Origin of the sequence: Nitratireductor sp. GISD-1A_MAKvit (assembly GCF_040819555.1) — a bacterium.
Taxonomy (GTDB): Bacteria; Pseudomonadota; Alphaproteobacteria; order Rhizobiales; family Rhizobiaceae; genus Nitratireductor.
Window position 1 is genome coordinate 117,874 of sequence record NZ_CP161919.1, and the last position, 19,362, is coordinate 137,235.

General features: G+C 62.9%; 16 protein-coding genes and 4 pseudogenes. 11 read left to right on the top strand and 9 right to left on the bottom strand.

The window, feature by feature from the left end:
• Positions 1-8: 8 nt before the first annotated feature.
• From AB2N04_RS00580 to AB2N04_RS00590, 3 genes are read left to right on the top strand one after another with little or no spacing between them, the layout of a single operon-like run.
• On the top strand, positions 9-1,529 hold the full coding sequence (locus AB2N04_RS00580; RefSeq protein ID WP_367714430.1) for a sugar ABC transporter ATP-binding protein: 1,521 nt from the start codon (positions 9-11) through the stop codon (positions 1,527-1,529).
• The gene (locus tag AB2N04_RS00585; protein ID WP_367714431.1) at positions 1,526-2,455 is read left to right on the top strand and encodes an ABC transporter permease; all 930 of its coding nucleotides are present in this window, start codon (positions 1,526-1,528) and stop codon (positions 2,453-2,455) included. Before AB2N04_RS00580 ends, AB2N04_RS00585 begins: the two co-directional genes overlap by 4 nt.
• Positions 2,456-2,458: 3 nt before the next feature.
• Positions 2,459-3,154 (top strand): GntR family transcriptional regulator, encoded by a 696-nt coding sequence (locus AB2N04_RS00590; RefSeq protein WP_367714432.1) that lies wholly within the window; start codon positions 2,459-2,461, stop codon positions 3,152-3,154.
• 111 nt (positions 3,155-3,265) lie between these two features.
• Here AB2N04_RS00590 and AB2N04_RS00595 read toward each other — a convergent pair whose 3' ends face one another.
• From AB2N04_RS00595 to AB2N04_RS00610, 4 genes and pseudogenes are all read right to left on the bottom strand, one after another.
• Positions 3,266-3,652, bottom strand: a complete 387-nt coding sequence (locus AB2N04_RS00595; RefSeq protein WP_367714433.1) for a hypothetical protein — start codon at positions 3,650-3,652, stop codon at positions 3,266-3,268.
• 108 nt (positions 3,653-3,760) lie between these two features.
• The gene (locus AB2N04_RS00600) at positions 3,761-3,913 is read right to left on the bottom strand and encodes a hypothetical protein (RefSeq protein ID WP_367714434.1); all 153 of its coding nucleotides are present in this window, start codon (positions 3,911-3,913) and stop codon (positions 3,761-3,763) included.
• Between the two features lie 108 nt (positions 3,914-4,021).
• Positions 4,022-4,954 (bottom strand): DMT family transporter, encoded by a 933-nt coding sequence (locus AB2N04_RS00605; RefSeq protein ID WP_367714435.1) that lies wholly within the window; start codon positions 4,952-4,954, stop codon positions 4,022-4,024.
• Positions 4,955-5,087: 133 nt separating this feature from the next.
• Positions 5,088-6,155 (bottom strand): annotated as a pseudogene (locus AB2N04_RS00610) (saccharopine dehydrogenase NADP-binding domain-containing protein); the annotation flags it as partial.
• A 124-nt stretch (positions 6,156-6,279) separates the two neighbouring features.
• Between AB2N04_RS00610 and AB2N04_RS00615 the strand changes: the two are divergent.
• Complete coding sequence (locus AB2N04_RS00615) at positions 6,280-6,711, top strand: Lrp/AsnC family transcriptional regulator (protein ID WP_367714436.1); 432 nt, start codon at positions 6,280-6,282, stop codon at positions 6,709-6,711.
• A 122-nt stretch (positions 6,712-6,833) separates the two neighbouring features.
• On the opposite strand, the pseudogene AB2N04_RS00620 reads toward AB2N04_RS00615, so the two are convergent.
• The 5 genes and pseudogenes from AB2N04_RS00620 to AB2N04_RS00640 all read right to left on the bottom strand — a co-directional run bounded on the left by AB2N04_RS00620 (position 6,834) and on the right by AB2N04_RS00640 (position 11,994).
• A pseudogene (locus AB2N04_RS00620) lies at positions 6,834-7,641 on the bottom strand (ABC transporter permease).
• Between the two features lie 190 nt (positions 7,642-7,831).
• Positions 7,832-8,713: an ABC transporter permease gene (locus tag AB2N04_RS00625; RefSeq protein WP_367714437.1), complete on the bottom strand. Its 882-nt coding sequence runs from the start codon at positions 8,711-8,713 to the stop codon at positions 7,832-7,834.
• Positions 8,706-9,770, bottom strand: coding sequence for an ABC transporter ATP-binding protein (locus AB2N04_RS00630; RefSeq protein ID WP_367714450.1), 1,065 nt, complete (start codon positions 9,768-9,770; stop codon positions 8,706-8,708). The genes AB2N04_RS00625 and AB2N04_RS00630 overlap by 8 nt, the downstream gene beginning before the upstream one ends.
• A 220-nt stretch (positions 9,771-9,990) precedes the next feature.
• Positions 9,991-11,116: pseudogene (locus AB2N04_RS00635) on the bottom strand (extracellular solute-binding protein).
• Positions 11,117-11,229: 113 nt separating this feature from the next.
• Positions 11,230-11,994 (bottom strand): IclR family transcriptional regulator, encoded by a 765-nt coding sequence (locus AB2N04_RS00640; RefSeq protein WP_367714438.1) that lies wholly within the window; start codon positions 11,992-11,994, stop codon positions 11,230-11,232.
• Positions 11,995-12,136: 142 nt separating this feature from the next.
• Between AB2N04_RS00640 and AB2N04_RS00645 the strand changes: the two are divergent.
• From AB2N04_RS00645 to AB2N04_RS00675, 7 genes and pseudogenes are all read left to right on the top strand, one after another.
• Positions 12,137-12,887 (top strand): annotated as a pseudogene (locus AB2N04_RS00645) (SDR family oxidoreductase).
• A gap of 31 nt (positions 12,888-12,918) precedes the next feature.
• Complete coding sequence (locus AB2N04_RS00650; protein WP_367714439.1) at positions 12,919-14,472, top strand: sugar ABC transporter ATP-binding protein; 1,554 nt, start codon at positions 12,919-12,921, stop codon at positions 14,470-14,472.
• On the top strand, positions 14,469-15,476 hold the full coding sequence (locus tag AB2N04_RS00655) for an ABC transporter permease (protein ID WP_367714440.1): 1,008 nt from the start codon (positions 14,469-14,471) through the stop codon (positions 15,474-15,476). Before AB2N04_RS00650 ends, AB2N04_RS00655 begins: the two co-directional genes overlap by 4 nt.
• An 82-nt stretch (positions 15,477-15,558) precedes the next feature.
• Positions 15,559-16,506 carry an ABC transporter substrate-binding protein gene (locus tag AB2N04_RS00660; protein WP_367714441.1) on the top strand — a complete coding sequence of 316 codons (948 nt, stop codon included), beginning with the start codon at positions 15,559-15,561 and terminating at the stop codon, positions 16,504-16,506.
• An 83-nt stretch (positions 16,507-16,589) separates the two neighbouring features.
• Positions 16,590-17,885, top strand: coding sequence for an L-fuconate dehydratase (locus tag AB2N04_RS00665; protein WP_367714442.1), 1,296 nt, complete (start codon positions 16,590-16,592; stop codon positions 17,883-17,885).
• The gene (locus AB2N04_RS00670; protein WP_367714443.1) at positions 17,882-18,922 is read left to right on the top strand and encodes an aldo/keto reductase; all 1,041 of its coding nucleotides are present in this window, start codon (positions 17,882-17,884) and stop codon (positions 18,920-18,922) included. Before AB2N04_RS00665 ends, AB2N04_RS00670 begins: the two co-directional genes overlap by 4 nt.
• Positions 18,922-19,362 (top strand): RbsD/FucU family protein, encoded by a 441-nt coding sequence (locus AB2N04_RS00675; protein WP_025031631.1) that lies wholly within the window; start codon positions 18,922-18,924, stop codon positions 19,360-19,362. The genes AB2N04_RS00670 and AB2N04_RS00675 overlap by 1 nt, the downstream gene beginning before the upstream one ends.

Below are 19,362 nucleotides of genomic sequence, written 5' to 3' on the forward strand. Positions count from 1 at the left end.
CCGCAGAAATGCTTGAGATCGAAGGGCTCACGAAACGGTTCGGCGGCGTCACGGCGCTCGATGGCGTGCGTCTCGACGTCGCCGCCGGCCGGGTCCATGCCCTTCTGGGTGAGAATGGCGCGGGAAAATCCACCCTGCTCAAATGCCTTTCCGGCGTGCACCGGCCCGATGCCGGGAGGATGCAGCTTTCCGGCAGGGCGTATCAGCCCGCAGATCCACGTGCGTCCGAAACCGCCGGGCTGCGCACCGTGCATCAGGAGCTCAATCTCGTTCCGGGCTTCACGGCCTATGAGAATGCCTATGTGGGCCGGGCCTATCCGCGCCGCTTCGGCCGCGTCGACTGGAAGGCGATGCGCACGCGCTTCGCCGCGCTGCGGGACCGCTACCGGCTCGATCTCGACATCGACGTGCCGGTTGGTCGGCTTTCGGTCGCCAAGTGTCAGATCGTGGAAATCCTACGTGCGCTGATGGACGATGCACAGGTGCTGATCCTCGACGAACCCACCGCCTCGCTGAGCGAGGAGGAGGCGACGGTTCTGCGCCGCATCGTGCGCGATCTGGCCAATCAGGGCTGCGCCATCATCTTCGTGTCGCACCGGCTCGACGAGGTCTTCGCGCTGGCCGATGACTATACCGTCCTGCGCAATGGCCAGTCCGTCGGCAGCGGCCAGATCTGCGAGACGTCGCGCGACGAGATCGTCGCGCTGATGGCGGGCGAGGCCTTTCGCCATGAGCGCCATGGCGATGCGCGCGCGCCGGGCGACCCTGTTCTGGAGCTGTCCGGCTTTCGCGTCAGCCCGGTGCGCGCACCCATCGATTTGACGGTTCGCGCCGGCGAAATCGTTGGGCTCTATGGCGTCGTCGGCAGTGGCCGCTCCAGTCTCCTGAAGGCCATATGGGGTGCAAGCGGCGTGGCAGCGGGCGGTATCGCGCTCGATGATACGCAGCTCCCGCCTGCAGGCATCGAAAGCCGCAAGCGTGCCGGCGTCGCCTATGTCTGCGAAGACAGGCGCAACACCGGTCTCGTCATGCACCACTCCATTCTCGACAATGCCGTCCTGCCGCATATCGAACGGCACCGCGCCGTTTCGTCTCTGCCCGTTGTCTCCTGGCGGCGGGCGCGGGCTGGCGTTCGCTCCGCGCTCGAAGGGCTCAGCGTCAAACATGGCGGTCTTGGTGACCGCATTTCCACCCTGTCTGGTGGCAATCAGCAGAAGATCATGATCGGTCGCTGGTTCGATCCGTCGCTGAAACTCTTCCTGCTCGATGAACCGACACGCGGCGTGGATGTGCGCTCCAAGGCGGAGATCCACGCACTGTGCAATCGCCTTGCGAGCGAGGGGGCAGCCATCCTCTTCGCCACCAGCGATCTTGAAGAACTCCTGATGCTTGCGAGCCGCGTCGTCGTCATGGCACAGGGCGCTGTCACGCTCGACGCGCCCAACAGCGCCGTCACGCGCCAGTCCGTCATCGACGCCACTTTCCACGCCTCGCAGCCTCAGCCATCAAAGCCGGAGACACGAGTTTGAGCTTTTCCGCCCGCTACGGAACCCTGATCGGCCTTCTGGCCATCATCGCACTCTTTGCCGCGCTCTCGCCGGAGGCTTTTGCCAAAGGCTCGAACCTCATCAACATCACCCAGCAGATGTCGCTGCTTGCCATTGTCGCGCTGGGCGCCACCTTCGTGATGTCGCTGTCGGAGTTCGATCTTTCGGTCGGCGCGGTGGTCTCCATGGCGGGCATCGTTTCCGTCACGCTGTTCGGCGCCGGCTGGGGCATCGTGCCTGTCATGCTGGTCACGCTCCTTGCAGGCTTGGCCGTGGGTGCCGTCAGCGGGCTTGCGATTGCCACCTACCGCATGCCAAGCTTCATCGTCACGCTGGCCATGGGAACGATTGTCGGCGGCATCACCTACTGGATCAGCGATGGCGCAACGCTTTTCGGAAACATTCCGGTGGGCTTCCGCGATCTGGGGCGCGGCTATCTCGCCGGCATTCCCGTTCTCACGCTCTGGGCGCTGGCGGCGACGCTTCTTGCCGCCTTCATTCTCGACCACACGGAGCTTGGCCGTCGCATCCTGGCCATTGGCGGAAACCGGGAGGCGGCGCGGCTCACCGGTGTGCGCATCGTCCCCAACAGTGTGTGGGCCTTTGGCCTTTGCACGCTGTTTGCCGCCCTTGCCGGCCTGCTTCTCACCGCGCGCCTCGGCAGCGCCCATCCGACCGGCGGCAACGGCTTTCTGCTTCAGGCCTATGCGGCGGTCTTTCTAGGCATGACTGCCTTCCGCGATGGTCAGGCCAATGCGCTCGGCACGCTTCTGGGTGCGGCAATCATCGCCGTGGTTGCCAATGGCCTCACCATTCTCGGCGTGCCGAACTATCTACAGGACATTTTTACAGGCCTCATCATCATCGGCGCGGTGCTGGTGCGAAACATTGGCGGCAGGGCGGCCTGAGGCATGGCTGCGGATCACGCCTATCAGCGTCTCGCCAACAGGCTCATCCGTGAGCTGACAGGCGGTTTGTGGCGCAATGGCGATCCGCTTCCCTCCGAACATGCACTGGCCACGGCCTATTCGGTTTCGCGGCGCACCGTGCGCCAGGCGCTGGAGCAGCTCCAGCGCGACGGGTTCGTGTCCAAGGGGCAGGGGCGCAGCACCGTCTACCGCGAACGCGCCATCGGGCGCAGCGGCGAAAAACTGGTGGATTTCCCCACCGCCGCGCGCGAGGCCGGCTTTCGCCCGTCAACGCGTCTCGTCTCCACGGGGTCTGTCGAGGCAGGGCTCTCCATAGCCCATGCGCTCTCACTTCCGCTTGGAACCGAGGTATTCGAGATCCGCCGTGTGCGGCTTCTGGAGGGCCGTCCCGTCGTCCACCAGACCTCGCTTCTGCCTGCTGCCCTGGCCGAGAAGCTGAATGTTTCCAGTCTCGCGGAAACCTCGCTCTACACCATGTTGCGGGCTGCGCTTGGGGGCGAGATCTTTCTTGCACGCGAACACGTCTCGCTTCTGTCGGCCTCGGAAGAAGAGGCAGAGGCACTGTCCATCCCGAAGGCCTCTCCGCTGCTCAGGGTTCAGCGCGTGGTGGTCGATGAAGAAGGCCGGCCGGTGGAGTATTCCAACTCGGCATTGCAGGATTCCTTCTTCCGCTTCTAGAGCAATTCCAGGAAAAGTGGGAGCCGGTTTTCCGTCCGGAATTGCGTAAAAACAAAGAGATAGAGCTTTTGCGCGACTCGGAGAGAAGCGGAAATGCTCTAGCTATCGGGCCTATGGCCGCTCAACCAGCTTCACCTGATAGGTGTGCATCTGGCCCTCGCGGGAAATGGAAATGTATTCACCCTGCCGAAAGCGCTCTTCACCGAGGCGGAAGCCGATCTCATCGTCGCGGTCCCCTTCAGCGTAGTCGAAATACCATTGTCCGCCGGGTTTGCGGCGCAGGCGTCCGATCCGGTCTTCCGCATCGGGCTCGAAATGGCGCACACGGCAATGCTCCTGATGCTTTTTCCACTCCGCCGGATCCAGGCGACCTTCGTTGTCGAGCGGGACGAGAAGGTCATACCCCTCTTCCCGATCCCCCATCGGATGGTCTTTCTCCCGGGCCAGTTCAAGCCGCACATGGCGGAAGCTCGGAGCCAGGTCTGCTGCGCTGGTCATGCTTGATCCTTTCCTTCTCCGCAAAGGGTAGAATGACAGCCTTGGCCACGCATTGACAAGGATCAAGCCAAGGCTCGAGGGAAGGCACGCAGATGGCGCGGTCGCACCCTAGGGCTGCTGTATGCCCGGCGTCGGCTGAGCCGGTGTGACAGGGCGGGCGAGCGCCCGCTCGCGGAACACGATGTAGAGCCCCGCACCCATGGTGATGGCGATGCCCAGTGCAGCGCGGAAGCTCGGAGCCAGGTCTGCTGCGCTGGTCATGCTTGATCCTTTCCTTCTCCGCAAAGGATAGAATGACAGCCTTGGCCACGCATTGACAGGGATCAAGCCAAGGCTCGAGGGCAGGCACGCAGATGGCGCTGTCGCACCCTAGGGCTGCTGTACGCCTGGCGTCGGCTGAGCCGGTGTGACAGGGCGGGCGAGCGCCCGCTCGCGGAGCACGATGTAGAGCCCCGCACCCATGGTGATGGCGATGCCCAGAGCAGCGAGCCCATTGGGCAGATCGCGAAAGATGAGCCAGCCAATGACCGTGGCGAACGGGATCTCCAGATACTGGATCGGCGCCACCGTGGCCGATGGCGCAAAGCGCAGCGACCATGTCATCAGAAGATGGCCGAACGTGCCGAAGAAACCGGCGCCGACAAGCAGAAGCATTTCCCGCAGATCGGGCTGCACCATGCGCAGCTGCGGCAGGTCAAGCCCGAGATTGACGAAGGCCAGCGCGCCAAAACCGATCATGGCATAAATGCCGCTCACCACCTGAAGCGCAATGGGATCGGCATCGCGCGAGATCTGCCGTGTCACCAGCATGTAGCCGGAGAAGGCGACCGCCACGAGAAGCGGCAAAAGCGCGGGCGCACCGACACTCAAAAAGCTCGGCTGCACAACGAGCATGGTGCCGATAAAGCCCACCGAACAGGCGGCAAGCCGCCTTGGTCCCACATCCTCGCCGAGGAAGAACTTTCCAAAGGCCAGCATGATGAAGGGCATGACGAAGGCGATGGCAACCGCATCGGCCAGCGGCAGATAGCGCAGCGACATGAACATCGCGCCAATGCCAGCAATGTGGAGAGCCGTGCGCAGCACGGTGAGACGCATGACACGCGGCGGCAGAAGAAGCGATTTTCCGCTCCACCACACGACCGGCAAAAGGAAAACCACCTGCGCGGCAAAGCGCACCAGCAACAGCTCGAAGAGCGGGATGGTCTCACCCAACAGCTTTGCGATCGAATCGCCCAGAGGGGCGACTGCGCAAAACCCGATCATCAGAAGGATGCCGACAAGCGGCCGGTCGTTTGACATTGCGCGACCCTATGGAGCCAAGCCCGGCCGCGCAATGTCACATGGCCTCAAAACGGTACGGCCAGCGAGGGAAATCCCGCGCTGGCCGGTTTCGCCTCAAGCGGCCTGTGCCTGCGGGGCCGGTTTCGGGCTGGTAGGTGCGGCCGAAGCGGTTTGCCAGAAAATCCTCGAGCGCAATGTCTTCCTGCTGGACAAAGCCTTTTGAGGGCAGTTTTCCATCGGCGAGCAGGTCGAGCACGGTGCAGATGCCGGCGGCGGTCGTCTTCTGGATTGCGCTGCGGGCATTCGGGCCAGCCGGGTCGGCAAACACGCTGTTGGCATAGCTCTCCTGCACCAGTCGACCGTTTTTCAGGCCGGTGATGGTCACGAAGATCACCACCACATCCTGCATGGTGGTGGGCAGAGCGTGCTCGAAAATCTCTTTCAGGAGATCGCGGCGTTCGCTCAGGCGCAGATCGTTCAGAAGCATCTTCATGATCGAGGCATGGCCCGGATAACGGATCGTGCGGTAGTTGAGATTGCGCACGCGGCCCTTGAGCGAATCGCAGATGGAGCCGAGTCCGCCGGAGGTGTTGAACGCCTCGTAGCGCACCCCGTCGAGTGAGAACTCCTCGTGGCCTTCAAGCGGCGCGACTTCCTTCATTTCGCCATCGACAATGGCCTCGCAGGGCTCGCAATATTCGTTGATGACGCCTTCCGGCGACCATGTGAGATTGTAATTGAGCGCATTGGCGGGGAACTGCGGCAGCGCGCCAACGCGCATGCGCACATCGTTGAGCGTGTCGAAACGCTTTGCCAGCGAATTGGCGGCGATGGTGATGAAGCCCGGTGCCAGCCCGCACTGCGGAATAAAGGCTGTTCCGGCGGTTTCGGCGATTTCCTTCACGCGGCGCGTGCTTTTCACATCCTCGGTCAGGTCGAGATAGTGCACGCCCGCTTCGGCGGCGGCTTCTGCGATGGGAACCGTGAGGTGATAGGGCGCGGCATTGAGCAGGGCAAACTTGCCCTTCAGAACGGCGGCCAGCGCCTTCGTGTCGGAAAGATCGACCGCGACACCGGAGATCTGCTTGTGGGTGGACAGGGCAGCAAGCTGCTCCTCCGACCGGTCGGCAACGGTAACCGTGTAATCGCCCGTGGCGACCAGCATGTCTGCAATGGCCGATCCGATGCGCCCGGCTCCCGTGACAACGATTTCTTTCATCCCGCTCCCTTTCGATTCTGTCTGGATACGCGCTCAGTCTGGCTTTGATCGGCGTTGAATCGAAGTATCAATTCGGGTAATTTAACTCGCGAAATCAAACATATTAACGAATAGAACAGTCAATATGACGACATCAGAAGCGGATCGGGCGGTGATCGCACTCCTGCGTGAGAATGCGCGCATATCGGTGTCCGAAATCGCCCGGCGGCTGGGCGTCTCGCGTTCCACTGCGCAAAGCCGGCTGGAGCGGCTTGAGCGCGGCGGCACCATCGCCGGCTATATGGTCAGGCTGTCTGGCGAATATGATGCCGCGCAGATCCGCGCCCATCTTCTGGTGACGGTTTCGCCAAAGCTTTCCGGCGATGTGATCACCGCGATGGAAAAGATGAGTGCCGTGCGCACGGTTCACTCGGTGAGCGGATCGTACGACATGATCATCATCGTCGAAGCGCCGTCGGTGGCCGAGCTTGATGCCGTGATCGACACGATCGGCGCGCTGAAGGGCGTCGACAGAACGATGAGCTCGATCGTTCTGTCGACCAGGATCGACCGGTAGGGGGCTTTGGCGCAAGCCGTCATCCCGGCAGCCCGAAGGGCTATCCGGGACCCATTGGGAGAACGCCATGGAGCGCGGCCCGGTAATGTTTCGGCAGGAAGGATGCCGGCAAAGCTGCGCCGCTACTCCACCGCCATCCGCGCCGCACCGCGCCTGCGGGCAATCTCATAGGCGATGGCCCCAAACACCGTGATCGCGATCATGATGAGCGCCAGCGCGTTGACGGCGGGTGTCAGTCCCGTGCGCACCTTGGTGGCGATATAGACGGTGAGCGGCGTGTCGAAACCGCGCACGAAGAGCGTGGTGTTGTAATTCTCGATGGATTGCAGGATCGCGAGAAAACCGGCGGCAATGAGCGCCGGTTTCAGGAAGGGCAGAAGCACGCGGCGGAACACCATGAATTTCGACGCGCCAAGGCCAAGGGCTGCCTCTTCCTGTGTGGGATCGAAGCGCTGGAGGCGCGCCGTGATCATCAGCATCACGTAGCAGATGATGAAGCTTGCCTGCGCGACCACGATCAGGAAAACACCGCCACCGACGCCAAGCTGCCGCCAAAGAACCAGCGTGGCGATGCCGATGACCACACCCGGCGTCAGCAGCGGCGACACCATGACCGCATACATGAAGCTGCGCGCGCGCGCATGAAGGCTGGTGAGGACAAGGGGCCGCCGCCGTGCCGATGGGCAGTACGGTGATGACCACGAAGAAGGCGACAACGAAGGAGGTCCACAGCGACTGCCACATGCCGCTGTCGCTCCACAAGGCGTCGAACCATTGCAGCGTCGTGCCGCGCCATGGTGTCACGGTCGGGAAGCGGCTCGTGTTGAACGTGGCGATGCCCATGATCGCGAGCGGCGCGAAGAGATAGAGAAAGAACGCCACCATGTAGAAGCCGAACATGGCGCGGGCGATACGGTCGGCGGCACTCATGCGCGACCCTCCGGGGCTAGCCGGAGAGGCCGGTGCTGCCCCTCACCTGCCTGCCGGCATCCTCTCCCCGTAAACGGGGCGAGGAAAGGCAATGGGCATCTCGGCGCGTTTCCTTCTCCCCGTGCGCGGGGAGAAGGTGCCCGAAGGTCGGATGAGGGGCCGCACTGGCTTTTGTTAATAGCCACGGCACTCATTTCGCCACCTCCGTCAGGCTCACACGGGCGATGCGCAGCGTGACGAGCACCACTGCAAGGCACAGAACCAGAAGAACCAGCGCATAGGCCGCCCCCCGGTTCCAGTCGCCGCCCTCGAAGAACCAGTTGTAGATGATCTCGGTGAACCAGCGGCTGCCCGGCGCGCCGAGGAGCGCCGGCGCGACATAGCTTCCGGCGGCGAGCATGAAGGTGAAGACGCAGCCCGTGGCAATGCCTGCCTTGGCATGCGGGATGACGACGCGCCAGTGAATGCGCCAGGTGGAGGCGCCCAGATCGCGCGCGGCCTCGATCTGCGATTTGTCGAGCGATTCGATGGCGTTGTAGATCGGGAACAGCATGAACAGGATGTAGGCATAGGTCATGCCGGCCAGCACGCCGCCATCGCCATACCAGCGCACCGGCTCGTCTATGATGCCAAGCGACATGAGGAAGGCGTTCAGCGGTCCGCGAAACGCGAGCAGGATATACCAGGCGAGCGTGCGCAAGACCTCGTTGATCCAGAACGGAATGGTGAGGGCCAGAAGCACCACCGCCGTCTGGTTCACTGTCGCGTGCTGGGCAAGCCAGAACGCCATGGGATAACAGACCAGAAAGGTGATGAAGGCGACCAGCGCGCTCGCCCACACGGTCTTGAAGAAGATCGCGCGGTGCACGCCCTCATTGGCCAGATAGAGAATGTTGTCGAGCGAATAGACATCCTCCGGCCCGCCGAGTTGCGACGGCGGCAGGTTGGGCCGCAGCGCATAGTCGATCATCATCACATTGGGCGCGAGCACCATGCCGGCAAGCCACGCGCCGACCAGCGCCAGAAACAGCGTACCAAGCCCCCCGCCGAAGCGTCTGTAAAGCTCAGACATCGGGCAGCACCACCGCGTTTGCGCTTTCAAAACCGAAGCCGGATTTTTCACCGATGGCGGGAGCGCTCGCAAGTTCGGTGCTGGCGATGGAGGCGACCAGCGGCGTGCCGTCTTCGGCAACGCCGTGCGCCAGCGCAAAAGCGCCCTCGAAATCGATGCGTTCGATGGTGGCGGCAAGCCGGTTCGCCCCGCCTTTCGGTTTCAGCGCTTCAGGCCGCACATAAAGCTTTGCTGCCGCGCCGCCGGAAAGCCCGTCGCCGGCGCGGCCGGTCAGCATGCCATGGGCGGTTTCCACCGTGGCGATGCCGTTGTCGATGCCCTTCACCGTGCAGGAGAGCGCATTTGTCTCGCCAACGAAGGTGGCGACGAAGGGCGTGGCCGGATTGTCGTAAAGCTCGCGCGGTGCGCCCACCTGCTGCACCACGCCGGCGCTCATCACCGCCACACGGTCCGACATGGCAAGCGCCTCCGACTGGTCGTGCGTGATGTAGATGAAGGTGACCCCGGTGCGCTTTTGCAGGGCGCGAAGCTCGGCGCGCATGTGCTGGCGCAGCTTCAGGTCGAGCGCGGAGAGCGGTTCGTCAAGAAGCAGCACCTGCGGCTCGACCGCAAGCGCGCGGGCAATGGCGACGCGCTGGCGCTGGCCGCCGGAAAGCTCGCCCGGCATGCGGTCGCCGAAGCCTTCAAGCGCGATCAGCTTCAGGAGTTCGTCGGCCTTCTTGCGGCGCTCGGCCTTGGAGACGCCGCGCGCCTCCAGCCCGAAGGCAATGTTTTCCCAAACCGGCATCAGTGGGAAGAGCGCAAGCGACTGGAAGATCATCGCCGTGGGGCGCTGGTTGGGCCCGAGCGGTGTCATGTCCTTTTCGCCGATCAGGATGCGGCCTTCGGTCGGGTTCAGGAAACCGGCAATGACACGCAGGAGCGTGGTCTTGCCGCAGCCGGATGGCCCGAGAATGGAAAAGAATTCCCCGCCTTCAACCATGAAGGAAACGTCGTCCACGGCGCGGGTGGTGCCGAATGTGACGCCGACACGTTCGAGCTCTACGGAATGTGACATGGTCCCCCAGTATTTCCCGGTGTTTGGTAGCGGGCAGGTCGCTGCGGCTCGCCCGCATTCCCATGCATGGATCGGCGCCTGCCCCTCATCCTCACCTTCTCCCCGCTCGCGGGGAGAAGGGGGCATAGAGGTTTCCGCTTCTTCCTTCTCCCCGTATGCGGGGAGAAGGTGCCGGCAGGCGGATGAGGGGCGAGCGCCGTCGTCCGTTGTTCAGTGCGCCTCAGGCCGAGAGGAAGCGGTCCTGGTATTCGTTGCGCTTGGCAACGAACCAGCTTTCCTGGATCGGCCACCACCAGAGCTTGTCCAGCGCATCGTCCGGATAGGCGGCGGCGAAGAAGGCCTTGGCGTCGTCCGAGGTCTTGTCGGCGGCACCCACGGCTGTGGAGTTGATCGAGGTCGCGTTGGTGTACATGGCGCCGGCTTCCGGCGTCAGGAACCAGTTGATGAAGGCATAGGCCTGGTCGAGGTTTTCGGCACCCTTCGGGATTGCGACGCCTTCCATCCATGCCAGCGCGCCTTCCTTCGGCGCGATGAAGCCGATGGGCAGGCCTTCCTTGGCGAGTGCCGCTGCGGTCGAATCCCAGGTCTGGCCGATGGCGCAGCCATTGACGCGGAAGGCACCCTGCGCCTCGTTCTCGTTGGACCAGAACTGCGCGATGTTGGCCTTGCGGGCAATCGCTTCCTCAAGAATCACGTCATAGATCTTGACCATGTTCTCTTCGGACTTGAAGGCTTCCGCCATCGGCATGGGCAGCTTGCCTTCGCCTTCGAGCCACAGGCCAAGACCGACGAGGCCCCGAATGGCCGCGCACGGTGGCCTTGCTCTTCATTTCCGGCTTCCAGATGTCGCCATAGGAGGCCGTACCGTACTCGAGCGGCGCCTGATCCTTGTCGAAGGAAACGGCTTCCGTGCCCCAGTCGGTGGGCACCTGATAGCGCTTTCCGTCGATCACCGCGCCAAGGTTCTCGGAGTTTTTCCAGGCGCTCGGCAGGCAGTTGTCGACGTTGACCTTGCTCTCGTCGATGGGCTGCACGAGCTCGAACTCGACATAGTTGGGCACGCGGTCGACCGTCGGCCAGATGATGTCGAACCCGCCGCCATTGTTGGCGCGAAGCTGGTTCAGAAGTTCGTCATTGGTGCCATAGGGTGTGTAGTTCGCCTTGATGCCGGTCTCTTTTTCGAAAGCGGCGAGCATCTCGTCGTTCAGATAGCCAGCCCAGGCGAAGATGTTGACCGAGCCGGAGGAGCCCTGCGCATAGCTGCGCGAGATGAATGGCGCGGCCAGCGAAAGGCCGGCCACCGAGGCAGCGCCCTTGATGAAGCTGCGGCGTTTGATCAATGTCATGGATAGCACTCCCCTGATTTCTGCGTTGAGATCGCAGGCGTTATCCTCACTATGTTACAACGCGATGACCGTGCGGCAACAAAAAACATAAAAAATGTGGGAATCCCCAAAAATCAGGAAATCGAAAGACTTTCCGCAACACCTTTCAAGGTGGCCAGCGCGGTCTCCACATCCGCTGCCTGCGTGTCTTCCAGTTGTTCGAAATAAGGGCAGGTAAGCACCGCCATGGCATCGCCGGAAGGGCCGAAAACCGGCACGGAGATATCGCGCACGCCGACGAGCTGTAGACTGTCGCCGATGCGGTAGCCGCGTGTGCGCACGTCTTCGAGGGATGGCTCGATGGCTGTCAGATGGCGCACCCGGTCTGCCCCGCCCCAGATTGCGAGGGTCTCGTTGCGCCGGTCGGGGCTCTGGAAGGCAAGCAGCGTCTGGCCCGAACCCGTGTTGAGCAGATCGAGCTGAGCGCCGGGGTGCAGCCGAAACTCCCAGTTCGCGGGGCTGCTCGCCTGTGCCACGACGATGGCATAGCCGCGCTCCGGCGCCACGAGGTGCACGGACTGGTGTGTCCTTCGCGCGAAGCCGTCCATCAGCGGCAGGGCGCGGGCGGCAAGCCGGCGCAGTGGTGGATGCTGGCTGCCGAGCATGAACAGCTTCATCGTCAATGCGTAGCGGTCGCCCTCGATGGAACGGCTCACATAATCGCGCGCCACCAGGCGTTCGAGCATGCGGTAGATTTCGCTTGGGCCACGACCCATTTCCTTGACGATCTCGGCGCGAGTGAGGCCGTTGGGCTGGCGGGAAAGAAGCTCCAGAATATCAAGCCCCTTGTCCAGCGCGGGCGCGCGATAGCGCTCTTCCGTGGTTTTCCTGCTGCTCACCTTCTCGCCCTCCGATCCGGTGCATTGATGAGGAATCGACCCTCTTGTCAACTTTGATATTGCAATGAACTTTCATATATGAATAGACTATTCGTATATAAACGATGATTGAGCTTCGGCTCAACAGGGAGGAGATCATCGTATGCGAGTTCAGGGAAAGCGGATTCTGATATCCGCCGCCGCTCAGGGTATCGGTCGTGCCAGTGCGCTTGCCTGCGCTGCCGAAGGAGCGTCCGTCATTGCCGTCGACATCAATGAGGAGGGGCTTGCCTCGCTGGCTGCGGAAAACAGCGCCATCGAAACCCACCGCCTCGACGTGTGCGACCGCGCTGCCATTGATGCGCTGGCTCACAAAACCGGCAAGCTCGACGGGCTGTTCAATTGCGCCGGCTTCGTTCACCACGGAACGATCCTCGACGTGACGGAAGAGGACTGGGCGTTCAGCACAGACCTCAATGTCACCTCCATGTACCGCATGACGCAGGCTTTCCTGCCGGGCATGCTGGAGCGGGCGGAAGAGGCGGGAAGTGTCTCCATTCTCAACATGGCTTCCATGGCCTCCTCCATCAAGGGCTTCGCCAATCGGGCAGTCTATGGCACCACCAAGGCAGCGGTAATCGGGCTCACAAAATCGGTTGCCGCCGATTTCGTGAAACAGGGCGTGCGCTGCAACGCGCTTTGCCCCGGCACGGTCGACACGCCATCGCTGCGCGGGCGCATCGCTTCCGCCGCCGATCCGGTACAGGCGGAAAGGGATTTCATCGCGCGCCAGCCCATGGGGCGGCTCGCCACGGTGAACGACATCACGCCGATGGTGCTTTATCTCCTTTCGGATGAAAGCCGCTTCGTCACCGGGCAGGCCCTTGCTCGTCGATGGCGGCGTGACGATCTGAGGTTCTTGCCATGGCAACGGTGTCCACGAGCATGACGACCGAAGCCGGCAAAAATGAAATCCGGCCGGTCGTTGCCATGCGCGGCATAGAGAAACGCTTTCCCGGTGTGCACGCGCTCAGGAATGTGCGCTTCGAGTTGATGCCCGGCGAGGTCCACGCCCTGATGGGCGAGAATGGCGCGGGCAAATCCACGCTGATGAAAATTCTCTCCGGCATCTACCCGAAGGATGAGGGCGAGGTGCTGATCGACGGCCAGCCGGTTGAGATCGAGAGCCCGCGCGCCGCGCAGGATCTTGGCATCAGCATCATCCATCAGGAACTGAGCCTGATGAACGATCTGACCGCGGCCCAGAACATCTTCATCGGCCGCGAGCCGCGCCTGCGTTTCGGCAGGCTGAACGAGACCGCGCTCAACCGCCAGACGGCGGAAATCTTCGCCTCCATGAACCTTAAGCTCGATCCGCGTGCACAGGTCGGCGGGCTCACCATCGCCAAGCAGCAGATGGTGGAGATTGCAAAGGCGCTCTCCTTCCATTCGCGCGTGCTGATCATGGACGAGCCGACGGCGGCCCTGAACAATGCCGAGATCGAGGAACTGTTCGTCATCATCCGCCGGCTGAAGGCAGAAGGCGTCGGCATCATTTACATCTCGCACAAGATGGATGAGCTGAAGCGCATCGCCGACCGCGTAACGGTCATGCGCGACGGGCAATATGTGGACACGGTGTCCGCCGCCGACACGCCGGTGAGCGAGATCATTTCCATGATGGTGGGGCGGGCGCTCACCGACAGCGCGGTTCAGGTGCCTGACCTCAAAGACGCACCTGTCGCGCTCGAAGTGCAGGGGCTCACGCGCGGGCGCGAAATCCGCAATGTCAGCTTCTCGGTTCGCCAGGGAGAGATCCTCGGCTTTGCAGGGTTGATGGGCGCGGGCCGCACGGAGGTCGCGCGGGCGATCTTCGGCGCCGACCCGCGCGAGGCCGGCGAGATCATCGTCAACGGCACGCCGGTCGACATTCGCACACCTGCCGATGCGGTCGCCGCCGGCATTGGCTACCTTTCCGAAGACCGCAAGCATTTCGGCCTCGCCGTCGGCATGGATGTGCGCGCCAATGTTGCCATGGCCAGCCTGGAGCGCTTTACCGGCAGGCTCGGCGCGCTCGACGAGGCGGGCATGCGCGATGCCGCGCGCGGCTATATCCAGCAGCTCGACATCCGCACCCCTTCCGACCGGCAGGAGGTGCGCCTGCTCTCCGGCGGCAACCAGCAGAAGGTGGTCATCGCCAAATGGCTTCTGCGCGACTGTGACATCCTCATCTTCGATGAACCGACACGCGGCATCGATGTCGGAGCCAAGAGCGAAATTTACAAACTGTTGAACGCGCTGGCGGCGCAGGGGCGGGCGATCATCGTGATCTCGTCGGAACTGCCGGAAGTGCTGCGGCTCAGCCATCGCATCGCCGTCATGTGCGAGGGGCGGCTGACAGGCATTCTGCCGGGAGGGGCGGAAACCAGCCAGGAAGACATCATGCGCCTTGCGACAGAACGTGAAAGCGCCATGGAACCGGTGGGAGGAGAAGAATGAGCACCGTGGAAGCCACTCCGCAGGCCGGCTTTGCCGCACGGCTTCTGCAGGCGGGCGCGCATCAGAAACTGCTGGCCTTCATGAGCCTGATCATACTGCTGATCGGCTTTTCGCTGGCCTCGCCCAATTTCATGCAGACCTCGAACATCATCGCCATTCTGCAGGCGACCTCGGTGAACGGTGTTCTGGCCATCGCGGCCACGCTCGTCATCATCACCGGCGGCATCGACCTTTCGGTCGGCACGCTGATGACTTTTTGCGCGGTTATCGCGGGTGTCGTCCTCACCTATTGGGGCCTGCCGCTGCCGTTCGGCGTTCTCGCGGCCATCGGTGCCGGCGCGCTGTGCGGCCTCACCTCGGGCACCTTTGTGGCCAAGATGAAAATCCCGCCCTTCATTGCCACGCTCGGCATGATGCTGATGCTCAAGGGCCTGTCGCTCGTCATATCCGGCACGCGGCCGATCTACTTCAACGACACGCCGGGCTTTACCGAGATTTCGCGCGGGTCGCTGATCGGCGAGATCATTCCCGCCCTGCCGATCCCCAATGGCGTGCTGATCCTGTTTCTCGTGGCCATTGCCGCGAGCTACATTCTCGGCCGCACCGTGCTCGGCCGCTACACTTTTGCACTGGGCTCCAACGAGGAATCGGTGCGGCTTTCCGGCGTCAACACGGATGCCTGGAAGATGGCGGTCTACGCGCTGGCCGGCGGCATATGCGGCATTGCCGGCCTGCTCATCGCTTCGCGCCTCAATTCCGCGCAGCCCGCTCTCGGCCTCGGCTACGAGCTTGAGGCGATTGCCGCCGTCGTCATCGGCGGAACCTCGCTTGCCGGCGGGCGCGGCACGATCCTCGGCACGCTGATCGGCGCGCTCATCATGGCGGTGCTGGCCAATGGCCTGCGCATCCTCTCGGTGGCGCAGGAGTGGCAGACCGTGGTGACGGGCGCGATCATCATCCTCGCCGTCTATGCCGACATGATGCGCAAGCGGCGCATGGGGTGATTTTTCAACACGAAGAGGGCGGCGAACGCCCCGCTGTTTCGACCAGATGAATGAGTGTGAACACAAAACCGGAGGAGGAAACATGTTCACGAGACGCGCAATGCTGGGCGCCATCAGCGCCGCAGCCCTCGTCGCAAGCGGTATGGCCGCTTCGGCGCAGGACAAGATGTATATTCCGCTGATCTCGAAAGGGTTCCAGCACCAGTTCTGGCAGGCCGTGAAGGCCGGTGCCGACAAGGCAGCCGAGGAGCTGGACGTGGAGGTCACCTTCGAGGGACCGGACAATGAAACCATGGTCGACCGCCAGATCGACATGCTGGCGGCAGCCCTTGCCAAGAAGCCGGCAGCACTCGGCTTTGCCGCCCTCGACAGCCAGGCGGCCATCCCGCTCCTGAAACAGGCGGATGAGGCGGGCATTCCCGTCATCGCCTTTGACTCCGGTGTCGACAGCGATATCCCGAAAGCGACGGCCTCAACCGACAATCTTGCCGCGGCCGCCCTTGCCGCAGACAAGATGGCAGAACTGATCGGCGGGGCAGGGCAGGTCGCCGTTGTCGCCCACGACCAGACAAGCCGCACCGGCATCGACCGCCGCGACGGTTTCGTCAATCAGGTGAAGGAGAAATATCCCGACATCGAGATCGTCACCATCCAGTATGGCGGCGGCGATCACCTGCAGTCGACGGAAATCACCAAGTCCATCCTGCAGGCCAATCCGGATCTGAAAGGCATCTTCGGCACCAATGAGGGTTCCGCCATCGGCGTGGTCAACGGCGTGCGCGAGATGGATCGCTCCAATGTCGTGATCATCGGCTATGATTCCGGTGCGCAGCAGAAGGAAGCGATCCGCGATGGCCTGATGGCCGGCGCGATCACGCAGAACCCGGTCGGCATCGGTTACGAGACGGTCAAGGCCGCCGTGGCCGCAGCCAAGGGCGAAGAGGTGCCCGCTTCCATCGACACCGGATTCTACTATTACGACAAGACCAACATCGACGATCCGGAAATAGCAGCCGTTCTTTACGACTGACGAGAGATCGCCATTCGCTCCGGGGAGCCTTCCCCGGAGCACCATTCAAACAACGGATTTGACGACGGACCATGACTCGGACCATGACCAGGATCACCGGCCTGCGCACCGTGGATGTGCGCTTTCCCACCTCCGACCATCTGGATGGATCGGATGCCATGAACCCGGACCCGGACTATTCGGCGGCCTATGTGATCCTTGAGACCGATGGCGAGCATGAGGGCCACGGCCTGACCTTCACGATCGGGCGCGGAAACGACATCTGCTGTGCCGCCATCGAGGCGATGCGCCATCTGGTCGTCGGGCTCGACATGAACTGGGTCGCCGAGGACATGGGCCGCTTCTGGCGGCATGTCACTTCCGACAGCCAGTTGCGCTGGATCGGCCCCGACAAGGGCGCGATCCATCTGGCAACCGGCGCGGTGGTCAACGCCGTCTGGGATCTGTGGGCAAAAATCGAGGGCAAGCCGGTGTGGCGGCTGGTGGCCGAGATGAGCCCGGAAGAGCTCGTGCGCTGCATCGACTTCCGCTACATCACCGATTGCATCACGCCGGACGAGGCACTCGCCTTCCTGCGTGAAAGAGCGAGGGGCAAGGAAGAGCGCATCGCCACGCTCGAGCGTGAGGGCTACCCCTGCTACACCACATCGGCCGGCTGGCTCGGCTATGACGATGAGAAGCTCCGCCGACTGTGCCGCGAGGCGGTGGATGCCGGGTTCAACCATATCAAGATGAAGGTTGGTCGGGACCTCGATGACGACATTCGCCGGCTCACCATCGCCCGCGAAGTGGTCGGCCCGGATGTCAATCTCATGATCGACGCCAATCAGGTTTGGGAAGTCGATGAGGCAATCGAGTGGGTGGGAAAGCTCGCCTTCGCCAAGCCATGGTTCATCGAGGAGCCCACCAGTCCGGACGACATCGAAGGACATCGCAGGATCCGCGAAGGCGTTGCACCGGTCGAGGTCGCCACCGGCGAAATGTGCCAGAACCGCATCATCTTCAAACAGCTCATCATGCGCGGCGCCATCGATGTGGTGCAGATCGATTCTTGCCGGCTGGGTGGCGTGAATGAGATTCTCGCCGTGATGCTGATGGCCGCGAAATACGAGCTCAAGGTCTGCCCGCATGCGGGCGGTGTCGGCCTTTGCGAGTATGTGCAGCACCTTTCCATGATTGACTATGTGTCGATTGCCGGCACACGCGAGGGCCGCGTCATCGAATTTGTCGACCATCTGCATGAGCATTTCGTGGAACCCTGCGTGATCCGCGACGCGGCCTACATGCCGCCGCAGGCACCAGGCTTCTCCATCGAGATGAAACCGGCCTCACTGGAGAAATACCGCCACCGCCCGGCGCGGGATCAGGTGCCGGCATGAGGGCGTCCGACCTGATCGCGCTGCGCGCCGGCACCGCGCAGCCGGTCACGCTCACGCGCATGGGCTTTGGCGGCGCGCCGCTCGGCAATCTCTATCGTCGGATTGAGGAAGCCGAAGCGCAGGCGACCCTGCAGGCCGCCTTCGATGGCGGAATGCGCTATTTCGACACCGCGCCGCAATATGGTCTGGGGCTTTCCGAACAGCGCTTCGGGCAGGCCATCAGGCGCTTCGGGCGCGAGGCAATCACGCTCTCGACCAAGGTCGGGCGGCTTCTGGAAGATTGCGCTCCGGACGAAGTCACACCCACCGCCTTTGTCGATACGCCGCAGAAGAAGATCGTCTACGACTACACCTATGACGGCGTGATGCGCAGTCACGAGGCGAGCCTCGCGCGGCTCGGTGTGGAGCATGTCGACATTCTTCTCGTGCACGATGTGGACGTTTTCACCCATGGCAGTCAGGAGGCAAGCGACGCGAAGGTGCGCGAGCTTTTCGATGGCGGCGGCTATCGCGCGCTTTGCGAGTTGAAAGAGGCGGGGCAGGTGCGGGCCATCGGCGCCGGCGTCAACGAATGGCAGGTGTGCGAACGCCTGCTCGGGCTGGGCGATTTCGACGCTTTTCTCTTGGCCGGGCGCTACACGCTTCTGGAACAGGAAGCGCTCGACAGTTTCCTGCCGCTCTGCGTCAAACGCGATGTCGGCATCATTCTCGGCGGTCCCTACAATTCCGGTATTCTGGCGACCGGGGCCATCGAGGGCGCGCGCTATAATTACGAGCCCGCGCCGGCAGACATCCTTGAAAGGGTGAGGCGGATCGAGGCCGTGTGCGCGGCGCATGGCGTGAAGCTGATCGAAGCGGCTCTGCAATTCGTGATGGGGCATCCGGCAGTGCGCACGGTCATCCCCGGTGCGATGACACCGAAGGAAGTGGAGGCGAACATCGCGCTTTTTTCGCGTAATGTGCCGGCCGGGCTGTGGTCTGACCTCAAGGGCCAGAACCTGATCCGGCCCGACGCACCGACCCCGGAGGAACACTGATGCTGCGTGGTATCGATCCCATTCTCTCACCCGATCTCCTGCGCATCCTGCGCGCCATGGGCCATGGCGATGAGATCGTCATTGCCGATGCGAACTTTCCCGGCGAGGCGAGCGCGCGCGACTTCGTGCGGCTCGACGGCATTTCCGCGCCGCGCGTGCTGGAGGCGGTTTTGAGCGTGATGCCGCTCGATTCCTTCGTCGACGATCCCGCGATCAGCATGCAGATGGTGGACGACCCGGATGGCGTGCCGCCGGTGGTGGCCGAGTTTCAGACCGTGATAGACCGGGTGGCGGACAACCCCGCGCAGATCAGGCCGCTCGAACGCTTTGCCTTCTATGACCGCGCGCGCGATGCCTTTGCCGTCATCCAGACGGGCGAGCGGCGCTTCTACGGCAATGTGATCCTGAAGAAGGGCGTTCTGCCGCAAGAGGACACCTGA